This is a genomic window from Myxococcus sp. MH1 (assembly GCF_059738865.1).
Genome location: NZ_AP026947.1, coordinates 9,118,318 through 9,144,009, shown reverse-complemented (window position 1 = coordinate 9,144,009; position 25,692 = coordinate 9,118,318). Strand labels below are relative to the sequence as shown.

The following is a 25,692-nucleotide window of genomic DNA, read 5'->3' as shown; positions in this document are numbered from 1 at the left end:
GAGCGAGGCCCCTCATGATGCGCACCGACCGACAGGCAAGCCCCAGCACCCCCACGGCCTGGGGCGCGGACCCGCTCGTCGGGCAGGTGTTGCAGGGCCGTTTCCAGGTGGTGGCGCCGCTGGAGGGTCCGGGCACGCAGCGGGTGTACCGGGCCCTCCAGCTCCCGCTGGAGCGCACCGTGGCGCTGCGCGTGCTGGGCGCGCCCTTCGAGGACCTGGAGGCCCCGCGCCGCTTCTTCCAGGAGGCCCGCGCCGCGGCCAGGCTCGCCCATCCCCACACCGTCACCGTGCTGGACGCGGGGCGGCTGGAGGACGGGACGCTGTTCGTGGCCACGGAGTGGCTGGAGGGGCGCACGCTGCAGGAGGTGCTCGCCTCGGGGCCGCTGCCGTGGGCGCGGGCGGTGGCGTGGGCCCGGGCGCTGGGGCGCTCCCTGCGTCAGGCGCACCAGCGGGGCGTGGTGCACGGGGACGTGTCCCCGGGCAACGTCGTGCTGGTGGAGGAGGCGGGGGCGCACGTGAAGCTGCGCGGCTTCGGGCGCACGCGGCCCGTGATGTCGGAGTCGGCCCGGCTGTCGGTGCGGGAGCTGACCGAAGGCGACGCGGGGCTCGGCGCGCCCGCGTACATGGCGCCGGAGCGGGCGCGGCACGTGGCGGACGCGCGCGGGGACATCTACTCGCTGGGCGGGGTGCTCTTCCACATGCTGATGGGGCGGGTGCCGTTCGAGTCGGATGACCTGCTCGAACTCGTCTTCGCCCACCACAAGGAAATGCCTCCGCGCTTCTCGGAGCTGCGGCCCGACCTGGCCGTGCCGGAAGCGGTGGAGGCGGTGGTGCGGCGGTGTCTGGAGAAGCGCCCCGAGCAGCGCTTCGCGTCCATGGAGGCCCTGCTGGAGGCGCTCGGGGACGCAGCGTCGCGCGAGGTGGAGCCCGAGCAGGCGCCGGTGCGCGCGGCTTCGGACGCGCACCGGACGCGGGGGCCTAGTTGGTGGGGCCGTTGGCGGGCTTCTTGAGGTACTGGTCGAGGAACGCGCGGGTGCGGGAGTAGGCCTCCTCCTCGTTCTTCTTCTTGGTGAAGCCGTGGCCCTCGTCGGGGAAGAGCACGTACTCGACGGGGACCTTGCTCTTGCGCACCGCCTGGACGATTTCGTCCGACTCCGCCTGCAGCACGCGCGGGTCGTTGGCGCCCTGGATGACGAGCAGCGGCTGGCGAATCTTCTCCGCGTGGAACAGGGGGGAGATTTCGCGCAGCATCGCCTCCTGCGTCTCGGGGTTGCCCACCTCCTGGTAGAGCGCCTGGCGCCGTGACTCCCAGTGGGCGGGCATGCTCTTGAGGGTGCGCAGCCAGTTGGACACGCCGAAGATGTCCACGCCCACGTTGAAGACGCCCGGGTGGTACGTCAGCGCGGCCAGCGTCATGTAGCCGCCGTAGCTGCCGCCGATGATGCCCACGCGCTCGCCGTCCACGTACGGCAGGCTGGCCAGGTACTTCTTCGCCTCCACGCAGTCGAGCAGCGGCTCCTTGCCGTGCTTCTGGTCATCCGCCGTGTAGAACGTCTTGCCATAGCCGGAGCTGCCCCGGTTGTTGATGGCCAGCACCACGTAGCCGTGGTTGACCAGGTACTGAATCATCGGGCTGTAGCCCTTGCGGGACTGGCCACCGGGGCCGCCGTGCACCCAGATGAGCGCGGGCGCCCGCGTCTGGGCGGTGGCCTGGTGCGGCTTGAAGAGGATGTTGGGAATCACCATCCCGTCGAACGACTTGAAGCGCACCACCTCCGCGTCGACCAGGTCCTTGGCGTCGATTTCGGTGGTGAGGTTGTCCGTCAGGCGCGTGGCCTTCTTCGTCGTGAGGTCGAAGACGTAGAGGTTGTTGGGCGAGCGGTCCCCGCGGTGGTGGAAGGCCAGGCGCTTCTCACCGCGGCCGATGGACACGCTGGTGATGTCACCCTCGGGCAGCCTGGGCAGCTCCAGCTGCTTGCCCGTCTTCGTGTCCTGCACGCGGATGACGGTGCTGGCGTCCGCGTTGATGCCGGTGACGCGCAGCGCGCCGTTGCGGGAGAAGTACGTGTACATCACGTCCCAGTCCGTCTTCTCCACCTCCTCCATCTTCCCGGTGGCGAGCACGTAGCGCACCACGCGGGTGAACTCGGAGCCCTCGTCGGTGATGAGGTAGAGCGCGGTGGAGGTGGTGTCGAACTCGGCGGGGCTCCAGGTGGCGGTGCCCTGGTGCTGGCTGATGTGCTTGCGCTCCTTCGTGGCGAGGTTCAGCAGGTACACGTCGCTGTCGGCCGTGGTGTTGGTCTTCTCCAGGGCGAGCCACTGCTCGTCCGCGGACACGGCGCCCACGTCCAGGCCGTCCTCGTTCTGGTACAGCCGCGTGCGCTCGAACGTCTTCGCGTCGTAGCGGTACAGGTCCATGAAGCGCTCGTCGCGCTCGTTGGTGAGGACGTAGAAGCCCGCCTCGTCCTGGCTCCAGCCGAAGAAGACGGCGCGGTGCTTGTCGCCCGGGGTGAGGTCCTTCTCCTTCCCGTCGGGCGTGCGCACGTAGAGGTGGTGCTGCTCGTTGCCGCCCTGGTCGCGCGTGAAGATGATGCGGTCGTCCTTCGGGAAGTAGCTCACCGCGAAGGTGCTGTCCGTGGTGGAGCGGGTGAGCTGGGTGGGCTTGCCGCCCTTCACCGGCGCGGAGAAGACGTTGTAGATGCCCGTCTGGTTCGACGAGTACAGCACCCGCTGCTCGTCGGAGGAGAAGGACGCGCCCCGAATCAGGGTCGTCTTCATGAACTGCTCGATGGTGTAGTGCTTCGAGGGGCGCGTGGACGCGCGCTCGACCTTGGCCTTGCCGGACGCGGCGGCCTTGGGCGCGGCGGGATTGGCCAGCGCGAGGGAGGGGACGAGGGTCGCGAGGGCCATGGCCCGCGACACGGTGAACCAGGACGGCATGGTGGACTCCAGTGGGGGTGTGGAACCCGGAAGCGGCGTCGCCGCCCGGTGTCCCGCCTTGTACACGAACGACGTCGGGCGGGATTGCATGCGCTCGCGAGCCCGCTTCAAGGAGCGAGCGGGCGAGGGTTTTTCGCGGGAAGAGGAGCCGGGGCCCTCCGGGGTTGTGTTGGACGATGCAAGACCCCCAGAGGCCCCTGGTCCGACGCGCGCTCGAGCCTGTCCGTCACCGCGAGCGCAACCAACTCGTCCTGCCCGTCCCGGAGCGTCCAGCCGAGGAGGCTCTCGCGGAGGCTCGCGTGTGGCTCGACGGCATCCACGCGCGGATGCTGGAGGCCGACGATGACGTGCTGCACCAGGACATGCACTCGCTGCACCTGGGGCTGCTCACGCTGCGGCGCCGCTGGAGCCCGGAGGACTGGAAGGCCTTCTGTCAGGACACCGCGCGCAAGCACCCGCTGCGCTCGTTCCTGCACCAGTGTCCCTTCACCCGCCGCGCCTTCGAGCGGCCCCGGGGGTACGCGGGCGACGCGGCGCTCATCGACTACCTCTACCTGGACCACGCCGCGGATGAGCTCCACGCGGGCCGGGAAATCTATCGGTACATGCACCAGCAGCCCAGCGCGGTGAGCGTGCGCGAGCGGCGGGACCTGCTCGCGCGCGAGCTGGACGCCACGGCCGAGCGGGTGCCGGGCGAGGCGCGCATCCTCTCCGTGGCGTGTGGCCACCTGCGCGAGGCGGAGGCCTCGGCGGCGGTGCGGGAGCGGCGCGTGCGGGAGCTCATCGCGTTCGACCAGGATGCGCTGAGCCTGGCGGAGATCTCCCACCACCAGCCGCTCGACGTGGTGAAGCCGCACTGCGGCTCGGTGCGCGCGCTGCTCGCGGGCAAGGAGTCCTTCGCGGACCTGGACTTCATCTACTCTGCGGGCCTGTACGACTACCTGTCCGACTCCGTCGCCACGCGGCTGACGGGGCTGCTCTTCAACATGCTGCGCGCGCGGGGGCGGCTGTTGGTGGCCAACTTCGCGCGCTTCCCGCCGGAGACCGGCTACATGGAGGCCTTCATGGACTGGTGGCTCCTGTACCGCGAGGAGGATGAGCTGCGCGGCTTCCTCGGCGAGGTGCCGCTGGAGCGGCTCGACTCCGTGCGGCTGTTCCGGGACGGCCAGGACAACGTCATCTACCTGGAGCTCGTGCGCCGCTGACGAACTCAGTGCACCGGAGGGCCCGGGGACTCCTGCGGTGAGGAGGCAGGCCCGGCGCGGGGCAGGGTGACGGTGAAGGTGGAGCCTTCGCCCGGCGTGCTCTCCACGGCGATGGCGCCGCCCAGGGCCTGGACGATTTCGCGGACAATCCACAGGCCCAGCCCGAAGCCGCCGTAGTGGCGCACCGACACCGCGCGCTCGAAGCGGCCGAAGATGCGCGCGCGGTCCTCGTCGGCGATGCCGATGCCGGAGTCGCGCACCCGCAGCAGCGCCTGTCCGCCCTTCTCCTCGCCCAGGGTGATTTCAATCGGCTTGCCGGCGCCGTACTTCATCGCGTTGGAGAGGAGGTTGCCCACCACCTGCTCCAGCCGCATCGCGTCCCAGGAGCCGGTGAGCCGGGGGACGCGCGCGTCGAGCCGCACCGGGCACTCCGCGCGCACGAGCGCCTCGCGGCTGCGCTCCAGCTGCCCCTGGACGAGCGCCACCAGGTCCACCTCGGAGAGCTTGATGTGCAGCTGCCCCTGGGCGAGCCGGGAGATGTCCAGCAGGTCGTTCACCAGCCGCCCCAACCGCTGCGTCTGGGCGGAGGCGGACTCCAGCTTGGTGGAGAGCTTGCGGGGGGACAGCCCCGCGTCTCCGCTGGCGCGGACCTGGGCCTGGAGCCCCTGGATGTGGAGCTGCAGCGAGGTGAGCGGCGTCTTCAGCTCGTGGGCGGCGATGGAGAGGAAGTCGTCTCTGCGGCGCACCGCCTCCTGCTCGGCCTCGAAGTTCTCCGCGTTCTCCAGGGCGGTGCCCGCGAGCACGGTGACGAACTCCGTCAGGCGCTCCTCCACCTCGCCGAACAGCGCGCCCACCTGACGGTGCGTGGCCAGGACGCAGGCCACCGTCTTGCCCCGGACCTGGAGCGGCGCGCACAAGAGCGAGCGCACCCCGGCGAGCTCCATGCTCTCGCTCGCCCCGCCCGGAAGGCCCTGGCCCATCACGGTGATGCGGCCCGTCTCCATCGCGCGGGCGATGGCGGTGCGGCTGGGGCCCTCGGTGTCCTCGTCCTCGGTGAGCACGCGCGGGTCCACGATGGCGCAGTGCTCGGCGCGCAGCAGCTCCAGCATGGACTGGCGCACGGCCTCGAACACCGCCTCGCGCGACAGGGCCGAAGCAAGCCGCCTCCCCGCCTCCAGCACGCGCGGGAAGCGGTCCACCAGCGAGAGCGCGCGGGTGCCACCCGGCTCCGCGACCTCGGGCGAGAGGCGCTCCTCCATCTCCGCCAGCTCGCGCGTGGCCACGGACAGGTCCGCCTCCGCGTCGGGCCAGCCGAGGGCGCGCCCCAGCTCTCCTCGCGCCTTCAGGCTCCGGGCGTGCTCGTGGCGCATCTTCAGGTCGCGCGCGGCCTGGAGGGACTGCTCGAGCCATTGACGGGCCCGGCGCTCCTGGCCCCGCAGCGCGGCGACCAGGGCCCGCTCCCGCAGGGCGTGGGGGAGGTTGTTGCGGTAGGTGCGCGCCAGGGCATGCGCGGCCTTCGCCGTCTTCTCGGCGCGCTCCAGCAGGGCGCGGCGCCTTCCGGCGGCCAGGGGTGAGGTGGCCTCCGCGAGCTGGCGCAGCGCGGTGGCGAGCAGCGGGGTGATGGGGGCCACGTACTCCTGACGCAGGTGGGCCTCGTCGACGAGCCGCGCGGCGCGCTCCAGCACCGCCACCGCGCCCGCCGCGTCGCCCTGGCGCATCCGGTGGAGGGCGTCCGCCTGGAGCACGCCCGCGAAGCTCTGCGGGTCCGGCTGGTCCGGGTTGGTCAGCTCTCCTTCCAGCAGCGCGCCCGGCAGCCTCCCGTCGGACGCCTTCGCCCAGGCCTCCAGGCCCAGCCGCACCGAGTAGCGGTCCCCCAGCGCGAGCGCGGCCGCGTGCAGCCGCTGGCTCGTCTCCAGCGACTCGCGCAGCCGGCCCAGGCGGTAGAGGGCCATGGCCACCTGGAACGTGGCGTTGTTCACCTCCCACGGGTCTCCGGTGCGCTCGAGCAGCCGGATGGCCTGGGTGCACTTCTCGATGCAGTCCTCGAAGCGCGAGGACGCGTAGCAGGCGAGCCCGTAGAAGTGCAGCGTCTGGCCCTGGCCCCAGACGTCGTTCTGCTCCTGGCGCAGGGTCAGCGACTTCTCCGCGTACGCGTAGGCCCGCTCGAACCAGGGCAGGGTGGTCAGCGCGGGCGAGTGCTCCGAGTACGCCTGCGCCAGCTCGGGCGTGGGCGGATAGCGCTCCGCGAGGTTCAGGTCCCTCAGGTGCGCCCACAGCACCGCCGCGCGGCCACGTCGGTACCAGTAGCCGTACGCGAGCCGGCTGTAGAGCCGCACGGCCTGGAGGTCCTCGGTGCCGCCCTCGATGGGACGCCGCGCGAGGAACCAGCGCGGCGCCGCCGTGTGCGCGGCCTGCGCGAGGATCTCCCACGCCGCGCTCGCGCCGGTGAGCACGCCCCGGGGCGGCACCCAGCGTCCCATCAGCTTCAGGCCCTGCTCCAGCGCGACCGTGGCCTCGCCGAAGTCGCCGCGCTTGAAGGCGAGCTCACCCAGCTGGCCGAGGATGCGCGCCTGCTCCTGCTTCTCCCGCGCCAGCGACTGCGCGCGCTCCAACTGCTGACGGGACTCCTCGTAGCGGCCGCGCAGCATGAGGACGTTGCCCAGGCCCGCCGCCACGCGGAAGCGGGTGCCCGCGTCCGCGCCCGCCGCGCCGCGCTCGGCGATGCGGTAGTTGAGCTCCGCGGACTCCAGCGCGAACCGCCCGCGCGCCAGCTCCGCCGCGACGAGCGCGTGGGGCAGCGCCTGTGTGTACTCACCCGCGGCGTCGAAGTGGTAGGCCAGCTCGAACGAGTCCTTCGTCGGCTGGGCCGCCGCCGAGCGCGCCGCCTGCCGGTGCAGCTCCCGCCGTCGCTGCGGCGTCAGCATGTCCAGCAGCACCTCGCGCAGCTTGTCGTGCACGAAGGTGTAGCGCGTGCCCTCCTCCCACAGCATGTGACGGCGACGCGGCTCCTCCAGCGCGGCGCTCAGGTCCTCGCGGGACACGCCCGACAGCGCCTCCAGGCGCGACAGCTCGAAGGACTTGCCCAGCACCGCGCCCACCGACAAGAGGCGCCGCGAGGCCAGGGGCAACAGACGCAGACGCCGCACCAGGAACCCCGCGGCCTGTCGGGACGAGCGCGCGTGCGCCATCGCCGCCGGCTCCACGCTCCAGCCGGAGGGCCCCGGCACCAGCACGCCGTCCTCCACCAGCCCGTGCAGCACCGCGCTCGCCATGAAGGGGTTGCCCTCGGACAGCCGCGTCACCAGCTCCGTGGCCTCGCGGGGCAGCGTGCCCGCCATGGACTCCGTCAGGCGCGTCACCTCCGCCGCGCCCAGCGCGGACAAGCGCAGGTGCACCGTGGGCGCCAGCTTGCGCAGCACGTGCGTGGGGCCGATGTCCTCGCCACGGAAGGCGACGATGACGAGCACCCGTCCCTGTCCCTGTCGCCTCGCCTGGGACCAACCCTCCAGGGCCCGCAGGGTCAGCTCATCCGCCCACTGACAGTCGTCGAGCACCACCACGGCGGGTTCGTCCCGCGTGCCCAGCGCGCCGAGCAGCGCGGTGAGTGCCTGGATGCCACGGCTCTCACCCAGGGACTCGGGCCCCAGCGCCCGCGCGGAGGCGTGCGGCGCGGGACACAGGAGCGGCTCCAACTGCGGCAGCACCATGCACAGCCCCGCCTCCTGTCCGACGAGCCGCCCCCGCAGCGCCTCGGCCAGCGCGGGCCGCGCCGCGAGCGCCTGGGTGATGGCCGAGGCCACGCCGGTGAACAGCTGGAAGGGCCGCCGCGCCGCCTGGTCCTGCGCCTGTCCTTGCAGCACCCACGCGTGGTGTCTTGGAGCGCGGGCGGAGAGCTCCTCGAGCAGCCGGCTCTTGCCGCCGCCGGACTCGGCCTCCACCACCACCAGTCGCCCCGGGTCCGTCAGCGTGTGCTCGAGCTCGCGCTCCAGCGTGGCGACCTCCTCGTGGCGGCCGACGAAGGAGGGCTCGGTGAGGCTGCGCCGGGCGTCCCTCGCGCCGATGATGAGCTCCGGCTCCGCGTGGCCCTGGGAGAGCGCGTCCTCCAGCTCCAGCAGGTCCGCCAGCGCGGAGGCGGCCGACTGGTAGCGGTCCGAGGGGTCCGTCTGCAGCAGGCGCGAGACCAGCTCCTCCAAGGCGCGCGGCGCGTCCACGCCCACCGCGCGCAGCCGGGGCCGCGCGGACAGGTGCTGCCGGAGGACCTCGCCCACCGAGTCGCCCGTGAAGACGGGGACCCCGGCCAGCGACTCGAAGAGGACGACGCCCGTGGAGTACAGGTCCGAGGTGGCCTCCACGGGGCGGTGCAGCAGGCCCGCCTGCTCCGGGGAGAGGTAGCGCGCGGTGCCCACCGGCAGGTCGCGCAGGGACGCATCCAGGCGCTCGCTGCGGGCGAGCCCGAAATCAATCAGGGTGGCGCGCGACAGCGGCTCGCCGGACACGATGAGGTTGGCGGGCTTCACGTCGCGGTGCAGCACGCCGTGGTGGTGGGCCTCGGCCAGCGCGGACAGCAGGCCCCGGCCCAGCGCGAGCGCCTCGGGGACGCTCAGCACGCCGCGCTCCAGGCGCGCCTCCAGGGACTCTCCCGTCAGCCAGGGGGTGACCAGGTACAGCCAGTCCTCCGAGGTGCCGATGTGGCGCACGGAGACGATGAAGGGGCTGTCGAGCCGCGCGAGCGTGGCGGCCTCGTGCTCCATGCGGTGACGCGCGGCGGGGACGAGCGCCGTGGTGGAGGTCACCTTGATGGCCACGCGCTCCCCGGTGCGCACGTCCACACCGGCCCACGTGGAGATTCCCCGACCGACCTTCAGACGCTGGACGAGCTCGAACCGGTGGCCCAGTCGGCGGCCCGGCCGCGGCTCTCCTGGAACGGCGCTGGCGGATTGGATGCCTTCAGCCATTCAGTGCCCTCGCGCTCCACTCCATGACGCAAAGGCGCCGTGGTTGGCCGCGCGTCCCGTCCTTTCCGGCAACGTTGGGTGTCGGACGGGCGCCGCCAAGGGAGTGGCCGGAGCACGCTTCCCGTGCGCCGACTCAGCCTTCAACAGCCGCACGCGCTCCGCTTCCCTCCTGCTTCTCGGCCATGCGGGCAGGCTGCTCGGACAGCGGGGGGGCGGGCGCGTCTGACTCGGGTGTGCCCGCACGTCGTCCGGCGGGCGACGGGGCAGGGGGCCGACCTTCCGGCAGGTGGGTGGCACATGCTACGCCGGTGCGTGAAGTCGCCGCTCCTTCCCTCCCCCTGAGGACCTGCTCCATGACGAAGTTCTCGCAGACGTTGCTGGCCGCGCTCGCGCTGTCCCTGCTGCTCCCCTTCGCCTCCGCGCGCGCCTCTGACTATCCGCCCGACTACCCCATCTGCAGCGTCTACGACTCCGTGACGACGGGGCCCTTCGAGGTCATCCGCCACACGCGCCGGCTGCCCGGCCGGCTGGCCACGCTCACCGTCAGCTACCGGGGCTTCCTGCGGGGCCTGTACCCGGACCATCAGATCTCCATCTACGTCAGCCTCAACGGCCGTCAGCAGACGCTGGCCGCGAGCGCGGGCGCGAACAACGACGCCTATGTCTTCCTGAACGCGGGGCCGCGCGCGTGCACCAAGTGCATGCGGTACATGAACACGCCGCTGTGCAACGCGCACTTCGCGGCCGGAGGCCAGGAGGGCGTCTGGGTGTGCGAGCAGCCCTCGGCGGTGGAGAACGACTTGTTCTTCTATGCCTTCGACCAGAACGGCAACCAGAACGCGTGGGACATCCACGTGGCCGCGACGGCCGGCGGCCAGTGGGACAGCAATCTGGGCAACAACTACTTCGCGCGACTGCCGGCGCGGTCGAGCTGCTGGTAGTTTTCCGCCGAGAGCGTTCGCGGGCTGCACCCGAAGCTTGACTCCCCGAGAGCCCCGGCGGAAAAGCCGGGCTCATGAGGCGGCCCCCGCTGTATCCACCGGGCCGCGGGGAGCCCGGGATTGAAGCTCGCGACGCTCAAGGATGGAACCCGTGACGGGCGGCTCATCGTCGTCAAGCGGGACAACTCGGCCTATGCGCTGGCCACCAACGTGGCGCTGACGCTGCAAGCGGCGCTGGATGACTGGGACACGAAGGAGCCGCAGCTGCGCGCGCTCGCCCAGCAGCTGGAGACGGACAGTGTGCAGAGCCGTCCGCTGGACGTGAAGGCGCTGCATGCGCCGCTGCCGCGCGCGTACGAGTGGATTGACGGCAGCGCGTACATCAACCACGTCATCCTGGTGCGCAAGGCGCGCAACGCCGAGCCGCCGGCCACGCTGAAGACGGACCCGCTGGTGTACCAGGGTGGCTCGGGTGACTTCCTGGCGCCCACCGCGGACATCCCGCTGGCGGACGAGGCGTGGGGCATGGACTTCGAGAGCGAGGTCTGCGTCATCCTCGGCGACACGCCGCAGGGGACGAAGGCGGAGGACGCGGGCAAGCACGTGAAGCTGCTGATGCTGGCCAACGACGTCTCGCTGCGCAACCTCATCCCGGAGGAGCTGGCGAAGGGCTTCGGCTTCTTCCAGAGCAAGCCGGCCACGGCGTTCAGTCCGTTCGCGGTGACGCCGGACGAGCTGGGCTCGGCGTGGCGCGAGGGGCGGGTGCACCTGCGCATGCGCTCGGTGCTCAACGGCGTGCAGGTGGGCGACACGGACGCGGGACCGGAGATGCACTTCTCCTTCTTCGACCTCATCCAGCACCTGTGCAAGACGCGCAGCTACACGGCGGGCACCATCCTGGGCAGCGGCACGGTGTCCAACGCGGACCGCGCGCGGGGCATCTCGTGCCTGGCCGAGCAGCGGATGATCGAGACGATCGAGGAGGGCAAGCCGAGGACGCCCTTCATGAAGCCCGGGGACACCATCGACATCGAGATGTCGGGTGAGGACGGGCAGAGCGTGTTCGGGCGAATCTCGCAGAAGGTGGTGAAGGTCCCATGAAGGGCCTTCGGCTGCACAACTACTGGCGCAGCTCCGCGTCGTGGCGGGTGCGCCTGACGTTGCACCTCAAGGGCCTGCCGTTCGAGTACGTGGCGGTGCACCTGCTGAAGGACGGTGGGCAGCAGAACTCGGACGCGTACCGGGCGGTCAATCCGATGCGCACGGTGCCCACGCTGGAGTGGACGGAGGCGGACGGCACGGAGCGCAGGTTGTCGCAGTCGCTCGCCATCGTGGAGTTGCTGCAGGAGCGCTTCCCCACGCCGCCGCTGTTCCCGGAGGACAGCTACCTGCGGGCGCGGACGCGGATGATGGCGGAGTACGTGAACTCTGGCATGCAGCCGCTGCAGAACCTGGCGGTGTTGCAGCGCATCAAGAGCGAGCTGAAGGGCGACGACAAGGCGTGGGGCGCGTACTGGAACGCCCGGGGCCTGGAGGCGCTGGAGACGATGGTGCAGCCCACGGCGGGACGCTTCTGCGTGGGGGACACCGTGTCACTGGCGGACGTGTGCCTGGTGCCGCAGCTGTATGGCGCGCGCCGGTTCGCGTTGGACTTGTCGCCGTACCCGACGCTGCTGCGCATCGAGGCCGCGTGCGCGGAGCATCCCGCCTTCCATGCGGCGCACCCGGACCGTCAGCCGGACGCGGCGCCGGCCTGAGGCGTGGTCGAGGAGCGCCCCGCCATGGATGGGGCGCTCCGAGCATTCAGGGTGTCGGCGCGAAGGTCGTGTCGATGCGCAGCGCGCGAGAGAGCGTGAGCGTCACAGGCGTCTTCGCGGCGATTTCGAGCAGGCGCGCCTTCTGCTCCTCGGTGATGGCGGGGCCAACCGAGAGCACTCGCTCCACGCGCTCCACGTCGTTCTCGCGCAGCAGCTTGAGCTTCACGGTGAAGGGGCTCAGCTCCCAGCCCTTGCGCGACGCGTACATCTTCAACGTGATGGCGGTGCACGCGCCCAGTGAGCCCACCAGCAACTGGTAGGGCGCGGGGCCCTGGTCCGCGCCGCCCAGCGCCGCGGGCTCGTCCGCCTGGAAGTGGTGCTTGCCGGTGCGAATCGACTGCGTGTAGCCGGCCTGGCTCTCGACGACGGCCGCCGCGAGCAGCGTGGAGTCATGGGTGGTCATGAGGGCCATGAATCCAGGGCGCGGCCCGGGTGACAAGCGTCCACCCGTCCCACATGCGTCGAGCCACACGGATGTTTCGAGCCACCCTCCCTCTTCCGGGGGTAGCGTCCTCGGTGGATGTCACCCCTGGAGCCCCAGAGCCCCTCCGTGCCGGACCGCGCCGCCGCGCTGCGCGAGCTGGCGTTGCTCTTCCTTCGCCTGGGCACCACGGCCTTCGGTGGCCCCGCCGCGCACATCGCCCTGATGGAGGACGAGGTCGTTCGCCGTCGGCGCTGGCTCACGCGCGAGGAGTTCGTGGACCTGCTCGGCGCGGCCAACCTCATCCCCGGCCCCAACTCCACCGAGCTGGCCATCCACATCGGCCACCGTCGCGCCGGCTGGCCCGGCCTGCTGGTCGCGGGCACGTGCTTCATCCTCCCCGCGTTCCTCATCGTTCTCGGCGTCGCGTGGGGCTACGCACGCTTCGGCGCGCTGCCGGACGTGGGCGCGCTGCTCTACGGCGTCAAGGCGGTCATCATCGCCGTGGTCGCTCAGGCCCTGTGGGGACTCACGCGCACCGTGGTGAAGGGCCCACTCGCGGCCGTCGTGGGAATCGCCGCCGCCACCGCGGCCTTCCTCGGCGTCGATGAGCTGCTCCTGTTGCTGCTGTCGGGACTGGCCGTGTTCGGCTGGCGCGCGGCGACACGTCGCGGAGGAGCCTCGGGGCCTTCGGCTGGAATGCTCGTCGCACCATGGAGCGCGGTGCTCCCGCTGGGCGCCGCGTCGGCGGCAGTGCCCTTCACGCAACAGGGCCTGTTCCTCTTCTTCCTGAAGGTCGGCTCGGTGCTCTACGGCAGCGGCTATGTGCTGCTGGCGTTCCTGCGCTCGGACCTGGTGCAGCGGCTGGGCTGGCTGACCGAGGCGCAGTTGCTCGACGCGGTGGCGGTGGGACAGGTGACGCCCGGCCCCGTGTTCACCACGGCCACGTTCATCGGCTACGTGCTCGGCGGGCCCGTGGGCGCCACCGTGGCCACGGTGGGCATCTTCCTGCCCGCCTTCGTCTTCGTCGCGCTCAGCGGCCCGCTGGTGCCCCGACTGCGCGAGTCCTGGGTGGCGGGGGCCTTCCTGGATGGCGTCAACGTGGCGTCCCTCGCGCTGATGGCCGTGGTGACGTGGCAGCTCGGCCGCGCGGCCCTGGTCGACGTGTGGACCGTGGGGCTCGCCGTCGTGTCGGCCGTGCTGCTCATCCGCTTCCGCGTCAACTCCGCCTGGCTGGTGCTCGGCGGAGGCGCGGTGGGGTGGCTCGTCCGAAGTGCTAGCGGGGCGTGAGCTTCGCCTCGCAGCGGAAGACCTCGACACCGGACAGGTCTGAGCGCCGGTCGATGCATGTCAGCCTCAGGTGCTCTGCCTCGCGCGTCGCCTCGCAGTGACGGTTGCCGTCCACCGCCGTCCCACCCGCGTCGGGCCGCACCACGCCGCCATCCGCGTCCACGTGGAGGGTGTGCGCCCGGTCATGCAACGACCAGTCACCCCGCTTCAAATCCACCTTGGCGCTGGCGCCACCGTACTCGGGGAAGCCCAGGGGCTCGTTTCCCACGGCCGTCAGGTCGCACGAATCCTCGGGGACCCTCAACTGGAAGGAGCCGTTGCCGCCGCAGGTGTTCTCGGTCACGTCGAAGGTGACCTCCTGCGCGTCCTTCTCACAGTCGGGCGCGGAGTCCGCGATGAGCAGGACACCGGTGGCGGCGAGCACGGCGACGGAGGCGAGGTTCCTCAGCAACGGCATCATGATGGAACTCCTGGGGATGAGAGGGGCACGGCCCGCGCCTGGGACAGCAGCGAGGCGCGGCCGTACAGCACGGCGAGGACGACGAAGGGCAGGGTGAGCAGGTCCGAGACATCCGCCACCGCGCGGAAGCCACTGAGCCCCAACGGCGCGCCGATGGGACGCAGCCACTTACAGAACAAGTCCGCGAACGGCTGGGACACCTTGAGCGCGGTGAACAGCCCCGTCGTCACCAGCGCGCCCACGCCCAGCCTCACGCGCAGACTCCAGCGCGTGACGAGCACCAGCAGCGCGGACACATAGAGCGGCAGGAAGAAGCAGATGGCCACGTCCGACAACTTCCCGGTGAGCGTGTTGTGGAAGGTCGGCTTGAGGACGCGGTCGTTCACCGCCATCAGCACCACGGCGGCCAGCGGCATGGGCGCGAGGAACTCCGACATCGACGGCAGGGGCTTCGTCCCCCACGCGCGCCAGCTCACCGCAGCGCCTCCGAGCCCATCAGCGCCTTGAGGAGGATGGCGTCGGTCAGCATCTCCACCGGCGCGCGGTCATCCGTGAGCGGCTGCGCCGAGGCCACCGGCTGCAGCTCCCCCACCACGCGCGTCGCCAGGGGCCGCAGCGACAGCGGCAGCGAGGATGTCCGCGAGCTCAACCGCTCCCCCATGCCCTCCGGGCCCGCGAACAACAGCGTGTTGCTGTGGTTGCGCGCATCCGCCGCGAGCACCTGCGGGAACACCGTCGCCAGCGTCCCACCCACCGCGCGCACCACCGCGCGCTCATCGCGGAAGCGGCCCACGTTGAAGCAGGCCACGCCGCCCGGCTCCAGGTGCGCGGCCACTTCTTGAGCGAACTCGCGCGTCGTCAGGTGGAAGGGCACGTACGGGAAGCGGAACGCGTCCACGATGATGGCGTCGTAGCGCCGCGTGTCCCGGCGCAGGAACGTGCGCGCGTCCGCGATGTGCACCTCCACCTCCGTCCCCAGGCCGAAGTGCTGACGCGCCAGCTTCACCACCATCGCGTCCAGCTCCACGCCCACCACGTAGGCCCCCGGATACGTCTCCCGCAGCCCGCGCGCGCTCGTGCCCGCGCCCAGCCCCAACACCAGCACGCGCGGCGTCCGAGGCTCCTCGCGCGCCATCGCCGGCGTCAGCAGGTAGTGCGCGAACACCTCGTCGCGCACCGGCTGGCCTGGCACCCACGTGCTCTGCACCGCGAAGCCCTCGTCGAAGACCAGGCTGCGCGTGCCGCTCGGGGACTCCAGCACCTGGAGGAAGGCGTGCGGCGACTCGGCCACCTCGAGCGCCTGCGGATGTCGGGGCAGCGCGTGCGCCCCCAGCACCAGCGCCGCCGCGGGCACCCCCACCGCCAGCGCGCGCCACCGCCACCCCAGCCCCCACGTCGCCGTCAGCCCGAGCATCCCCGCGAAGCACGCCATGGCCCGCGCCGTCCCCAGCCACGGCAGCACCACGAAGGCCGCCAGCAGCGTCCCGACGATGCTCCCCAGCGTGGACGCCGACGACAGCCTCCCCGCGTGCGCCCCCGCCGACGTCACGCCCCCCAACCCCACGCGCACCAGGAACGGCCCCACCGCGCCCAGCGCGAGCAGCGGGGGAATCGCCACCAGCACCACCAGCGCCACCCGCCCCATGGCCTCCAGCGGCCTGCCCGTCATCACCGCCGTCGTGGCCCCCGGCAGCAGCACCCTCGCGAGGAAGGGCAGCGCCGTGAGCATCAGCGCCGCCACGCCGAGCGCCACCCGGAGCGGCTCCAGCCTCGCGGCCCGGTCCGCCACCCTGCCCCCCAGGTGCGCCCCCAGCGCCAGCCCGCCCAGCACCAGGGAGATGAGCGCCGCCCACACCGGGGTGCTGCTCCCGAAGTAGGGCGCCACCAGTCGCGAGGCCGCCATCTCCGACGCCATCACCGTGGCGCCAGAGAGGAAGGACAACCAGGTCAGCGAGGAGGGCTTCATGGGCGGGGGCGCCAACAGCAAGCCCCGTTCCATATTCAACAGCCCGTAAGTCCGGGCCCCACGGGCAGACACACCGCGAGGCCCGCGACACCCCCGTCAGCGAGCCGTGGCCCGACTGACAGGATTGTCGTGCTCACCCCTTGAAGGGCAGGGCGGCCACCTTCACCGTCGCGGGGCCCTGAGCCAGGGTCAGCTCGGTGCCGGGCTCCAGCGAGTCGCGGTGCACGTACCCCAGGGCCACCCGCTGCCCACCCTGCGCGGGCGAGCGCACCACGCTGGTGAGCCAGCCCACCTTCTTCTCACCGCGGCGCAGCTCCGTGCCCGGCGCCGCCTCCACGTCGCCCAGCAAGAGCCCCGTCAGCTTGCGGTTCATGTGCCCGCGGAAGGTGGCCCGGGCGATGACCTCCTGCCCGATGTAGCACCCCTTGTTGTAGGAGATGGCGGACGGGCCCAGGTCCGCCTCCAGGGGGATGGTGGTGTCCACCATGTCCTGCCCGTAACGGGGCACCCCGGCCTCCACCCTCAAGAGCTCCAGCGTCTCGAAGCCCAGGGGCTTGAGGCCCAGGTCGGCGCCCGCCTGGCTCAAGGCCCGCCACACCGCCTCCAGGCCCGCGCGTGGCACCCACACGTCCACCCCGTGCGGCTCCAGCCGGGTGTTGCCCACCAGCAGGACGTCCTGCCCGGCCAGCGTCCCCGGGCGGGTGGCGTGGTGGGGCAGGGGGGCGAAGTCGGTGCCCAGTACGGCCGTGAGGAGCGCGCCCGTCCGGGGCCCGAGCAGCCGCAAGAGCCCGTGGTCGGCCGTGGCCTCATGCAGCTCGGCGTCCTCGGAGATGAGGTATTTCTCCAGGAACTCCCGGACCTTGGCGCCGGTGCCGGGCTCCACGTCCACGAGCAGGTCCGCCTCCCGCTTGAGGATGCGGGCGTCCGCCACCATGGCCCCCTTCACGTTCACCAGGGCGGCGTAGGCTGCGGTCCCGACGGGGAGGTTGTTCACCTCCTGTGTCACCATTCCATGTAGGAAGGTGACCCGGTCCTCCCCGGTGATTCGGAGGACCTCACGATAGGAGGCATCGTGCAGGGCCACGGCCTCACGGGCGGCCTGGTAGGCGTCCTCGGCGTTCCCGTAGTCGGCCACGACCTCCCGGCCGCCGACCTCGATGAAGCGGCCCCGCGCTTCTTCGTGAAGAAAATGCAGCGACAGCGGTTCCATGTCCGTCGCTATATAGAGGCGAAGGAGCGAATGCCACGATGGATGTGAAGCACCTGTCGTCCTTCCAGGACTTCTCCCCGGAGAAGCTCCGGAAGCACAACGTCTTTCAATCCGAGCGCTTCTTCCTGGATGTCTACTGCCTGGCGCCCGGGCAGGCCCAGAAGCCGCACCACCATGTGACCTCCGACAAGGTCTACGTCGTCCTCGAGGGCACCTGCCGCTTCCGCGTGGGTGCCGAGGAGGAGGTCCACACCGTGGGCGCGGCCGTGTTCGCCCCCGCGGGCGCCGAGCATGGGGTCACCAACGAAGGCCCCGCTCCCGCCCGACTGCTCGTCCTGATGACCCCGCCCCCGGAGCATGCATGAGTTCGAAGTCCTCCTCCCCCAAGGCCCCCGCCACCCCCGCGCCCTCCAAGGCCGCCGTGGCGCTGCTGGTGCTGGGCGTGGCCGCGAGTGCCCTGTCCATCTTCCAGTGGAGCCAGCTGCTCACGCTGCGCGCCGGCGGCGCCACCGTGTGCGGCGTGTCCGACACGGTGAACTGCGAGACGGTGTGGAACTCGCCTTTCGCCACCCGGTTGCATGAGCTGTTCGGCATCCCCGTCGCCGGCCTGGGGCTGGTGTGGGGGCTGACGGTGGTGGCGCTGTCGGCGGTGTTCCTGGCGCGCGAGCGCTCGGGCAAGTCGGTGGCCCCGGCGTCGCAGGGGCTGAAGCTGACGGCGCTGGCGGGCGTGGCGTCGGTGTTCGTGTTCGCCTTCGCCAGCTACCAGACGGGCGTGGTGTGCCCCACGTGCCTGGGCACGTACGCGCTGGTGGCGCTCATCGCGGGCGTGGCCTTCAAGGGCCTGCCGAGCGTGGCGGGCGAGTGGGGCCCGGCGCTGGGCTGGACGGTGGGCGCCACGGTGCTGGTGTTCGTGGCGGTGGCCCTGCCGGGTCGCTCGCTGTCGACGCCCGCGCCCAAGGCGGGGGCGCTGTTGCCTCCCGCGCCCACGGAGGCGTCGGTGAACGCCACGACGGGGGCGGCGAGCGCGAACAGCTCGCCCGCGTCGCTGGAGGCGTACCTGAAGGGGCTGCCGATGGACCAGCAGCAGTTCATCTCCAACGCGCTGGCGATGTACCGCCGGGACACGCCGAAGCCCGCCGCGGCGCCGGCGCGGCGCCTGTATGGCCCGGCCACCGCGCCGGTGAAGATCGTCGAGTGGACCGACAGCAAGTGCCCCCACTGCAAGTCGTTGGTGGAGGAGCTGGCGGTGCTCAAGAAGCGCGTGCCGGAGGGCAAGCTGTCCCTGGAGGCGCGGCAGTTCCCGCTGGACGGCGCGTGCAACCCGGCGATGCAGCGGCGCGGGCCGGACGCCCCCACGGTTCGGTGCGTGGCGGCGAAGGCGCAGATCTGCCTGGAGGGCGCGTCGGACTTCTGGGAGCTGCGCGAGAAGCTCTTCGCGGCGCAGGCGATGCTGGACACGGAGCGGGTGATGGAGATCGCCTCGTCCGGTTCGATGTCCCGCTCTCAGCTGGAGTCGTGCCTGGCGAGCGCGGACACGGCGGCGAAGCTGCAGGAGGACACGTCGTACGCGCTGCGCTACCACTTCACCGGCACGCCGCTGGTGGTGGTGAACGGCCGTCAGGCGATGCCGTCGGCGCCGTTCCTGTACGCGCTGGTGATGGCGGAGGGCAACCCGAGCGCGCCCGCGTTCGACGTGCTGCCGCCGCCGCGCGCCATGCCGATGGACGACCACGCGGGCCACAACCACTGAGTCCCGGACGCCATGGGCAAGCGTGACAAGAAGGACGCGCCCGCCGCGCCCCCGGCTCCGTTCCACAACCCCTTCGCCGCGCTGGCGGCGAAGCGGGAGGAGCTGCCGGTGGGGACGGTGGCGCCCGTGGCCGCGCCCCCGAGCAAGTCCGAGCCGAAGGGCCCGGCGCGCGCGGTGGTGCGCATGGAGCGCAAGGGCCGCGGTGGGAAGGAGGTCACCGTGGTGGAGCACCTGGAGCTGCCCGCGCCCCAGCGCGAGGTGTGGCTCAAGGCGCTGAAGAACTCGCTGGGCTGCGGCGGCGTGGTGGAGGACGACACGCTGGTGCTCCAGGGCGACCAGCGCGAGCGGCTCCCCGCGCTGCTTGAGGCGCGCGGCGTGCGCAAGGTGACGGTGGGCTGACGAGGCGGGCCCTTCGCTTCGCGGCTCGGTGGACGTCGTCCCCTGGCCACGAAAAAGCCCGGGCGCCTTCGACAGGCGGCCCGGGCTCGGGGTGCCACGGCTTCGTGACGACTACAGCGCGGCGATGATGGCGTCGGTGAACTCGCGCGTGGTGGCGCCGCCGCCCAAATCACCCGTGCGGACCTTGGCCTCGGTGTAGACCTTGTGGATGGCGTTCTCCATCCGGCGGGCCTCGTCGCGCATGTCCAGGTAGTCCAGCATCATCACGGCGGACATCATCAGCGCCGTGGGGTTCGCGATGCCCTTGCCCGCGATGTCCGGGGCCGTGCCGTGCACCGCCTCGAAGACCGCCGTGCGCTCGCCGATGTTCGCGCCGGGCACCACGCCCAGGCCGCCCACCAGACCCGCGCACAGGTCGCTCACGATGTCGCCGTACAGGTTCTCCAGCACCATCACGTCGAAGCGCGTCGGGTCCTTCACCAACTGCATGCAGAGGTTGTCGATGATGACTTCCTCGTAGTGGATCTCCGGGAACTCACGGCCCACCTTGCGGCAGCAGTCCAGGAACAGGCCGTCCGACAGCTTCATGATGTTGGCCTTGTGGACGGCCGTCACCTTCTTGCGGCCGTGCTTGCGCGCGTACTCGAACGCGAACTTCGCGATGCGCGTGGAGGCCTTCTCGGTGATGATCTTCAGCGCCTCGACGACGCCCGGGACGATGATGTGCTCCAGGCCCGAGTAGAGGCTCTCCGTGTTCTCGCGCACCACCACCAGGTCCACGTTCTCGTAGCGCGTCTTCACGTTCGGCACGCTCTTGACGGGCCGCAGCGACGAGTACAGGTCCAGGCGCTTGCGCAGGCCGACGTTCGCGGAGGGAAGTCCGCCGCCCACCACCGTGCCCGTGGGGCCCTTGAGCGCCACGCCGCTGCGCAGCACCGCCTCCACCGACTCGTGGGGCAGGTTGGTGCCGTACTTCGCCACCACCTCCGTGCCCGCGTCCTTGTACTCGAACTCGAGGGGAACCTTGAGCGCCTCGAGGACGCGAATGGTGGCCGCCATCACCTCGGGGCCGATGCCGTCGCCATTGAGGACCGTAACAGTGCGCGTGTTCGCCATGGGTGCGGATTCACAGCACAAATCCCCCGCTCCCGGAAGAACGAAAACTTCCAGCCGGACAGGTCGGCACATGGGGGCCATGAGCATGCCGAACCCTTCGGGGCCACCCGGCCTGCGAGCGAGGGCCGGGGCCTCAGTGCTCGGACGCCGCGTCCGGGCGACGGGGGGCCCTGCGGGTCGGCCGGTGCCGGCGGCGGATGGCGTAGGGCCGGTAGAAGGACTCCCACAGCGCGGCGCGTCGTCCCCGGGGCCGGGTGCGCAGCTCGCCCAGGGGCGCCCGGATGAAGAACGAGGAGATGAACAGGTAGGCGGCGCCGATGGTGATGAGCGCCAGCACCGCCATGACCAGGAACCCGGGTATCCACGCCACGTGGGCCCGGGCGACGAACTCGCCGAAGTCCTCGGGCGGCTTCGGGTGGCTGTAGACCTTGAAGAACCAGGTCATGAGCAGGACCAGCAGGATGGGCCCGTAGGTGCGGTTGAGCCGCGTGGAGATGGCCGACATCAGCGACAGCTGGATTTGCGGCCGGGACATCTCCACCGCCAGCTCGCGCAGGGCGTCCGGGTCCACCGGCTCGCGGCGCAACATGGGGGCCCACCAGCCGTCCTCCAACAGGCGCACCCGCCGGTTCCACAGGTCGTAGTAGCGGTAGCGGCGCGCCTCGACGAGCAGGAAGGACACCACCATCCAGATGCCGACGAGGAAGGTAACGTGGGAGCTCTGCGGCGTGGCGAAGCCGAGCGAGATGACGGCGGCCGTCGTCGTCAGCGCCCAGTTGGTGGTGGTGTCCAGGCGCGTGCGCCAGGTGTCGGAGCGGCTCAGCTCGCCCCGGAAGAGCTGCGCCATGGCCTGCTGCGACAGCCATGGCGACTCCAGGAGGTCGTTCTTGATGGGCTCGTTGAGGGGCATCCGTTCCTGGAAGGTGGGCTGACGCGCCAGCGGGTGCAACGGCTCGCCCGGACGCCAGGGGGCGATCCGCGCGCCTTCCGCGAACGGCCCGTCGAGGGGCAGCCGACCGGACGTGTCTGGACGGCGTCGGGGACGGGCAGGCGGGCGGGCGCCTGGGTGGCCATGGCGGGCGGCCATGCACACCTTGGCTTTTCAACGTGGCCCGTCTCGACCCCATCGAAGCCTTGTCGGAGCTGCTCCAGGGAGAGCAGGAGCGTGTGACGCGCCTGTGGGCGAAGCGTCTGCGCGCGGAGGTGTACGAGGTGGAGATTCCGGGCCGCGACTTGCGCGCTCCCCTGCGGCGACTGGTGGGGGAGATGGCGCGGCTGCTCAAGGACCGGGGCGAGGACGCGGTGCGGCTGTGGCCGGAGGTGGCGCGCTCGCACGGCGCGGACCGGTACACGCAGAACTTCGAGTCCGAGGACCTCACCCGCGAGTTCAAGTCGCTGGAGGAGGTGCTGCTGCACGTCTACGCGCGCCACCACGGTGGGCTGATTGAGCCCGAGGTGGCGGGCCTCATCGCGGAGCTGGTGTGGGAGGGGGACGCGGCGGCGCAGGCGTCGTACGCGCGGATTCTAAAGACGGAGGAGGTGCGCTTCCGGGAAGCGGCGGTGATGGAGTCGGTGCTCAACCACGTGGACGTGGGCATCCTCCTGGCGGAGGTGGACGGCACGGTGTCCTTCGCCACGCCTCCGGTGAGCCGGCTGATGGGCGTGCCGATGCGCGCGGTGGTGGGCGGGCGCGCGGTGAACACGCTCGCGCCGGTGCTGACGCAGGTGAACGCGCGGCACGCCTCGGGTGAGCCCTTCAAGGTCGCGGACATGCCCTTCGTGCGCGCGCTGAAGGAGCAGGGCCCGGTGCGCGGGGTGATGATGGTGGTGGAGCGCCCCGGCGGCGGCGAGGTGACGCTGGAGATGAGCGCCACGCCCGTGTGGGAGGAGGAGGGCGAACTCGCGGGCGCCATCCAGACCTTCACGGACCGCACGGAGTCGGCGAACAAGACCAAGGCGCTGGAGAGCGCGTACGGGGAGCTTCGCCGGCTGCAGGGGCGGCTGTTGCAGCGCACGCGTCAGCAGGCGCTGGGGCAGCTGGCGGGTGGCGCGGCGCACGCGCTCAACAACTTCCTCAACGTGCTGCGGCTGCGAATCACGCTGTTGCAGCGCGAGTACAAGCCCGAGCACCTGGACGCGCTCGACAAGACGGTGCAGCAGATTGGCGAGCTGGTGGCGCGGCTGCAGGAGTTCAACGTCCAGCGCACCGAGGAGCGTCCCGTCGACGTGAAGGTGGACCAGACGGTGCGCGAGTCGCTGGAGCTGGCGCGCGGCGAGCTGGAGCAGCGCGAGCACCCGGTGTACGTGGAGCTGGACCTTCACGACCCGGGGGCGGTGCGCGCGGACGCGGCCTTCTTCCGCGAGCTGGTGGTGAACCTGCTGCTCGCGGCGCGGGACAGGATGGAGGAGGGCGGGCACCTGAAGGTGACGACGCGCGAGGAGGGCCCCGCGTGGCTCTCGCTGCGCATCCAGGACCAGGGCCCGTCGTATGCGTCGGAGGAGCTGTCGCACCTGTTCGACCCGCTGCGCAGGGACCCGGGGGCGCCGCAGCTGTCCTTGTACCTGGCCGTGGCGCGGGCGCAGGTGCAGCGCTGGGGCGGCGAGCTGACGGCGGAGAACGTGTCTTCGGGGAGCGGCGCGACGTTCGTGGTGCGGCTGCCCCGGGTGCGTGTGCAGTCGCCCAGTGAGCCCACACCGCCTCCGGAGAGCGTGACGCGGCCCCCGGTGTCGGCGCCCCGGCGCTTCCAGAAGACGCGGCGCGTGCTGGTGGTGGACGATGACCTGGACAACGCGCGGATGATGGCCGAGGTCCTGGGCGAAGAGGGCTACGAGGTGCAGGTGGCGCATGACCCGACGGTGGCGTTGGGCATGTGGGACCGGCGCCGCTACGACGCGGCCCTGCTGGACGCGGTGATGCCGGAGATGAGCGGCTGGGAGCTGGCGCGCGAGCTGCGGGAGAAGTCACCCCAGGCGCTGCTCGCCATCGTCACCGGCATGGACGTGCGCGGACAGAACCGGGCCAACCTGGCCCTGGTGGACGCGGTGTTCCGCAAGCCCATCGACGTGGGCGCGCTGGATGACTTCCTCGCGCAGACGGACAGTGGGGAGGATGAGGACACGTCGTCGGACGAGGAGGCCCCCGCCAGCCCGGGGCCTGACTCCCAGCACTGATCTGCTTCAGGGTGATCACGTAAGGCTCATGCGTGGCATCGCTGCTTGAAAGCAGAGGTGGGCATATGTGGAGGTGTCAGCGCATGTAGAGGCTCGAACAGGTGGATCTCATGCGCAGCGTTTTCAAGGTGGACTTCTTCTGCTGTGCTGAGGGTAGGGGCAGGCTCATGGGTACTGGCGAACCTGAGGCATGGAGTGGCCATCTACTGCATCCTCAACCTCTAGGTAGCTGAAGGCGCTTGATACTCCTGTACTGCTAGTACCGGAGCACTGCCCACCGCAGGCTCCCTCTGCGCGTAGCCGCTCCACTTCGGCTGCGTCAGCCCTTTATGGTGCGAGCCCCTTCTGGGGCCTTCCTGGCGAGCAAGGTGGACGTCCGGCAATCCATGTAGTGCGGACTGCGAATAAAGCCAGAAGGCTGCTCCTGCTTCCTGTGCGCCCCACGCCCTTCACGTAGCAACCGTGGCCCCTATTCCACCTACCTGTACGCACCATTCCACAATTCTCGATACTGCCCTTTGTCGCCCATGCCCCGGCCCTCCACAGGGACGTGCTCGGCGGAGGAGAGCGGCACGATCAGGGTGCATTGACATAGTGTTATTTTGACACTATTATTGCAGGGCAAAAAACTAAGCAGTTACTCGGAAAGAGACATCGCAAATGCCTATGAACTGTCGCTGCGGAAGCGGACGTCGCAGAGAGCGCTGCCATGGAGATACCCCCGACGCAGAACTCCGCCGAGTCTTGCTCGACAAGTACGTTACGAATGCCACTGAGAAGCGCTTGGAGACATACCGGCACTTCACCTCGGAGACCTACCCTCAGCGGAAGGCGCAGCTCAGGGCACGTATTCTCATCGCAACGACGCCCGCTGGAGTCATTCACTATCCCGTGGGGCTCATTCATGAGGGGCGGTTTCTGCGCCCCATGTCGATTGATGGAGTCTCGTACAATGAGGGATGGGTGTCTGTGGAGATGATGCTGACGCCAACCATCCGAGCTTTCATCTACTTTCGAGACAAAAAGGATCCGAATGGGCTCTGGACGCTGGGGGCTTATGAACTTGAGGTGGAAGCGTTCTTGGACGGAGACCCGTTCGGCTCCTTGTTCGCATTGCCGACTGAGGGAACGAAGGTGTGCTTCTTCCATCATACGACCCAGACTGGTGCTAAGGGCATCGATGGCACACTTCGCTTTCTTCCAAGCAAGTGGAACTTCCAGGGGATGACTGAGCTTGTTTCACCCCACCACGCGTATTTCACGAGTGTCGCGAAGCTGATTGGGCCGAGTGACATGCTGGAAGTTGGCATGGCTCCCGAGGGAACCATTGCCGGGTTGATCACGGACGATGGTCACGTTTTTAAGCATGAGGTCTATCGCCTCTCGCCGAAGGATCGCGCCTATACCATCAAGGTGTTGGTCGACTGGTCCCTCATTGCGCCCAATCCTCTTGTCTTGCACGATCCGCGCTCAAACGTCGTGGCCGGTGCAGGCGGTCCGTTCTCGTGGTGGGAGGTGTTCCACCCGGCGATCTTTCGTGTTCCCATCCGTCCTGGTGGGTCGCTGAAGCTCACGCGGCGCGGAAAGCGGCAGTACGAGCTCAAGCGAACGCCGGACTTCATCGAACCCTCCGGATTCTACGCTGCACTCGGGACGGACATTCCACGTATGTACCGCATGTGGACCGAAACGTCTCCAACGGAGGAGGAGGCAAATCGGCCTTCGGATGTGGGGCTGCCTGATTCGGAATGGAAGAAAGTTGCTGCGATGAGTCTCTCGCACTTGGTGGGCCGTAAGATGATGGCTGCCCTCGATGGGTCTTAGCAAAAGCGGGACTGAAGAAAGAGCAGATGCCACTCGCTAGCCACCTATCCGCCAGGGTGGCGCCACGATCCTTGGCACGTCTACGGAGTTGCTGTGGACTCAACCCGGCTCTCGCTCTTCGGCGGCCACTCCATGGCTGGACGGTCTCTCCCTAATTGCGGCACACCTCGGTCCCTTACCCGCAAGGAGGTGTCCTGTTGTTACTGTTCCGCGGTGGAGCACCGACA

Annotated in this window: 20 protein-coding genes; 11 read left to right on the top strand and 9 right to left on the bottom strand. The window is 70.4% G+C overall.

Annotation, left to right across the window (positions count from 1 at the left end; genetic code table 11):
- The first annotated feature begins 14 nt into the window (after positions 1–14).
- A complete protein-coding gene (locus AC6JA9_RS36105; protein WP_223782534.1) occupies positions 15–1,010 on the top strand; it encodes a serine/threonine-protein kinase in 996 nt (331 codons plus the stop codon).
- Here AC6JA9_RS36105 and AC6JA9_RS36100 read toward each other — a convergent pair.
- Positions 979–2,940 carry a S9 family peptidase gene (locus AC6JA9_RS36100; protein WP_497958506.1) on the bottom strand — a complete coding sequence of 654 codons (1,962 nt, stop codon included), beginning with the start codon at positions 2,938–2,940 and terminating at the stop codon, positions 979–981. The genes AC6JA9_RS36105 and AC6JA9_RS36100 overlap by 32 nt on opposite strands.
- 176 nt (positions 2,941–3,116) lie before the next feature.
- On the opposite strand from AC6JA9_RS36100, the gene AC6JA9_RS36095 reads away from it, so the two are divergent.
- Positions 3,117–4,145: a class I SAM-dependent methyltransferase gene (locus AC6JA9_RS36095; RefSeq protein ID WP_497958505.1), complete on the top strand. Its 1,029-nt coding sequence runs from the start codon at positions 3,117–3,119 to the stop codon at positions 4,143–4,145.
- Between the two features lie 5 nt (positions 4,146–4,150).
- On the opposite strand, the gene AC6JA9_RS36090 is transcribed toward AC6JA9_RS36095, so the two are convergent.
- Positions 4,151–9,100, bottom strand: a complete 4,950-nt coding sequence (locus tag AC6JA9_RS36090; RefSeq protein WP_497958504.1) for a protein kinase domain-containing protein — start codon at positions 9,098–9,100, stop codon at positions 4,151–4,153.
- A gap of 353 nt (positions 9,101–9,453) precedes the next feature.
- On the opposite strand from AC6JA9_RS36090, the gene AC6JA9_RS36085 reads away from it, so the two are divergent.
- From AC6JA9_RS36085 to maiA, 3 genes are all read left to right on the top strand, one after another.
- Complete coding sequence (locus AC6JA9_RS36085; RefSeq protein ID WP_141326173.1) at positions 9,454–10,041, top strand: hypothetical protein; 588 nt, start codon at positions 9,454–9,456, stop codon at positions 10,039–10,041.
- 120 nt (positions 10,042–10,161) lie between these two features.
- The gene (locus tag AC6JA9_RS36080) at positions 10,162–11,142 is read left to right on the top strand and encodes a fumarylacetoacetate hydrolase family protein (protein ID WP_074953112.1); all 981 of its coding nucleotides are present in this window, start codon (positions 10,162–10,164) and stop codon (positions 11,140–11,142) included.
- A complete protein-coding gene (gene maiA, locus AC6JA9_RS36075) occupies positions 11,139–11,798 on the top strand; it encodes a maleylacetoacetate isomerase (RefSeq protein WP_497958503.1) in 660 nt (219 codons plus the stop codon). The genes AC6JA9_RS36080 and maiA overlap by 4 nt, the downstream gene beginning before the upstream one ends.
- Before the next feature lie 46 nt (positions 11,799–11,844).
- Here the strand turns inward: maiA and AC6JA9_RS36070 are convergent, their stop codons facing one another.
- Positions 11,845–12,261 (bottom strand): OsmC family protein, encoded by a 417-nt coding sequence (locus tag AC6JA9_RS36070; protein ID WP_426745025.1) that lies wholly within the window; start codon positions 12,259–12,261, stop codon positions 11,845–11,847.
- 117 nt (positions 12,262–12,378) lie between these two features.
- On the opposite strand from AC6JA9_RS36070, the gene chrA reads away from it, so the two are divergent.
- On the top strand, positions 12,379–13,569 hold the full coding sequence (gene chrA / locus AC6JA9_RS36065) for a chromate efflux transporter (protein ID WP_497958502.1): 1,191 nt from the start codon (positions 12,379–12,381) through the stop codon (positions 13,567–13,569).
- On the opposite strand, the gene AC6JA9_RS36060 is transcribed toward chrA, so the two are convergent.
- The 4 genes from AC6JA9_RS36060 to ygfZ all read right to left on the bottom strand — a co-directional run bounded on the left by AC6JA9_RS36060 (position 13,556) and on the right by ygfZ (position 17,205).
- Positions 13,556–14,029, bottom strand: a complete 474-nt coding sequence (locus AC6JA9_RS36060) for a hypothetical protein (RefSeq protein WP_497958501.1) — start codon at positions 14,027–14,029, stop codon at positions 13,556–13,558. The genes chrA and AC6JA9_RS36060 overlap by 14 nt on opposite strands.
- Positions 14,026–14,505 carry a hypothetical protein gene (locus tag AC6JA9_RS36055; protein WP_223782526.1) on the bottom strand — a complete coding sequence of 160 codons (480 nt, stop codon included), beginning with the start codon at positions 14,503–14,505 and terminating at the stop codon, positions 14,026–14,028. Before AC6JA9_RS36055 ends, AC6JA9_RS36060 begins: the two co-directional genes overlap by 4 nt.
- Positions 14,502–15,995 carry a fused MFS/spermidine synthase gene (locus AC6JA9_RS36050; RefSeq protein ID WP_497958500.1) on the bottom strand — a complete coding sequence of 498 codons (1,494 nt, stop codon included), beginning with the start codon at positions 15,993–15,995 and terminating at the stop codon, positions 14,502–14,504. Before AC6JA9_RS36050 ends, AC6JA9_RS36055 begins: the two co-directional genes overlap by 4 nt.
- 133 nt (positions 15,996–16,128) lie before the next feature.
- The gene (ygfZ, locus tag AC6JA9_RS36045; RefSeq protein WP_223782524.1) at positions 16,129–17,205 is read right to left on the bottom strand and encodes a CAF17-like 4Fe-4S cluster assembly/insertion protein YgfZ; all 1,077 of its coding nucleotides are present in this window, start codon (positions 17,203–17,205) and stop codon (positions 16,129–16,131) included.
- 38 nt (positions 17,206–17,243) lie between these two features.
- Here ygfZ and AC6JA9_RS36040 point away from each other — a divergent pair, with 38 nt between their 5' ends.
- The 3 genes from AC6JA9_RS36040 to AC6JA9_RS36030 are packed head-to-tail and all read left to right on the top strand — an operon-like array spanning position 17,244 to position 19,354.
- Entirely contained in the window at positions 17,244–17,570 is a 327-nt protein-coding gene (locus tag AC6JA9_RS36040) for a cupin domain-containing protein (protein ID WP_223747165.1), read from the top strand.
- A complete protein-coding gene (locus tag AC6JA9_RS36035; protein ID WP_223782523.1) occupies positions 17,567–18,955 on the top strand; it encodes a vitamin K epoxide reductase/DsbA family protein in 1,389 nt (462 codons plus the stop codon). Before AC6JA9_RS36040 ends, AC6JA9_RS36035 begins: the two co-directional genes overlap by 4 nt.
- A gap of 12 nt (positions 18,956–18,967) precedes the next feature.
- Entirely contained in the window at positions 18,968–19,354 is a 387-nt protein-coding gene (locus tag AC6JA9_RS36030; protein WP_141332825.1) for a translation initiation factor, read from the top strand.
- Between the two features lie 111 nt (positions 19,355–19,465).
- On the opposite strand, the gene AC6JA9_RS36025 is transcribed toward AC6JA9_RS36030, so the two are convergent.
- Together AC6JA9_RS36025 and AC6JA9_RS36020 are read right to left on the bottom strand one after the other, a co-directional pair.
- Positions 19,466–20,470, bottom strand: coding sequence for an isocitrate dehydrogenase (NAD(+)) (locus AC6JA9_RS36025; RefSeq protein WP_223747167.1), 1,005 nt, complete (start codon positions 20,468–20,470; stop codon positions 19,466–19,468).
- Positions 20,471–20,603: 133 nt separating this feature from the next.
- Positions 20,604–21,380 (bottom strand): DUF2270 domain-containing protein, encoded by a 777-nt coding sequence (locus AC6JA9_RS36020; protein WP_223747168.1) that lies wholly within the window; start codon positions 21,378–21,380, stop codon positions 20,604–20,606.
- A 197-nt stretch (positions 21,381–21,577) separates the two neighbouring features.
- Here AC6JA9_RS36020 and AC6JA9_RS36015 point away from each other — a divergent pair, with 197 nt between their 5' ends.
- Positions 21,578–23,641, top strand: coding sequence for a hybrid sensor histidine kinase/response regulator (locus AC6JA9_RS36015; RefSeq protein ID WP_497958499.1), 2,064 nt, complete (start codon positions 21,578–21,580; stop codon positions 23,639–23,641).
- Between the two features lie 744 nt (positions 23,642–24,385).
- Positions 24,386–25,465, top strand: coding sequence for a hypothetical protein (locus AC6JA9_RS36010; protein WP_497958498.1), 1,080 nt, complete (start codon positions 24,386–24,388; stop codon positions 25,463–25,465).
- The last annotated feature ends 227 nt before the right edge of the window (positions 25,466–25,692 follow it).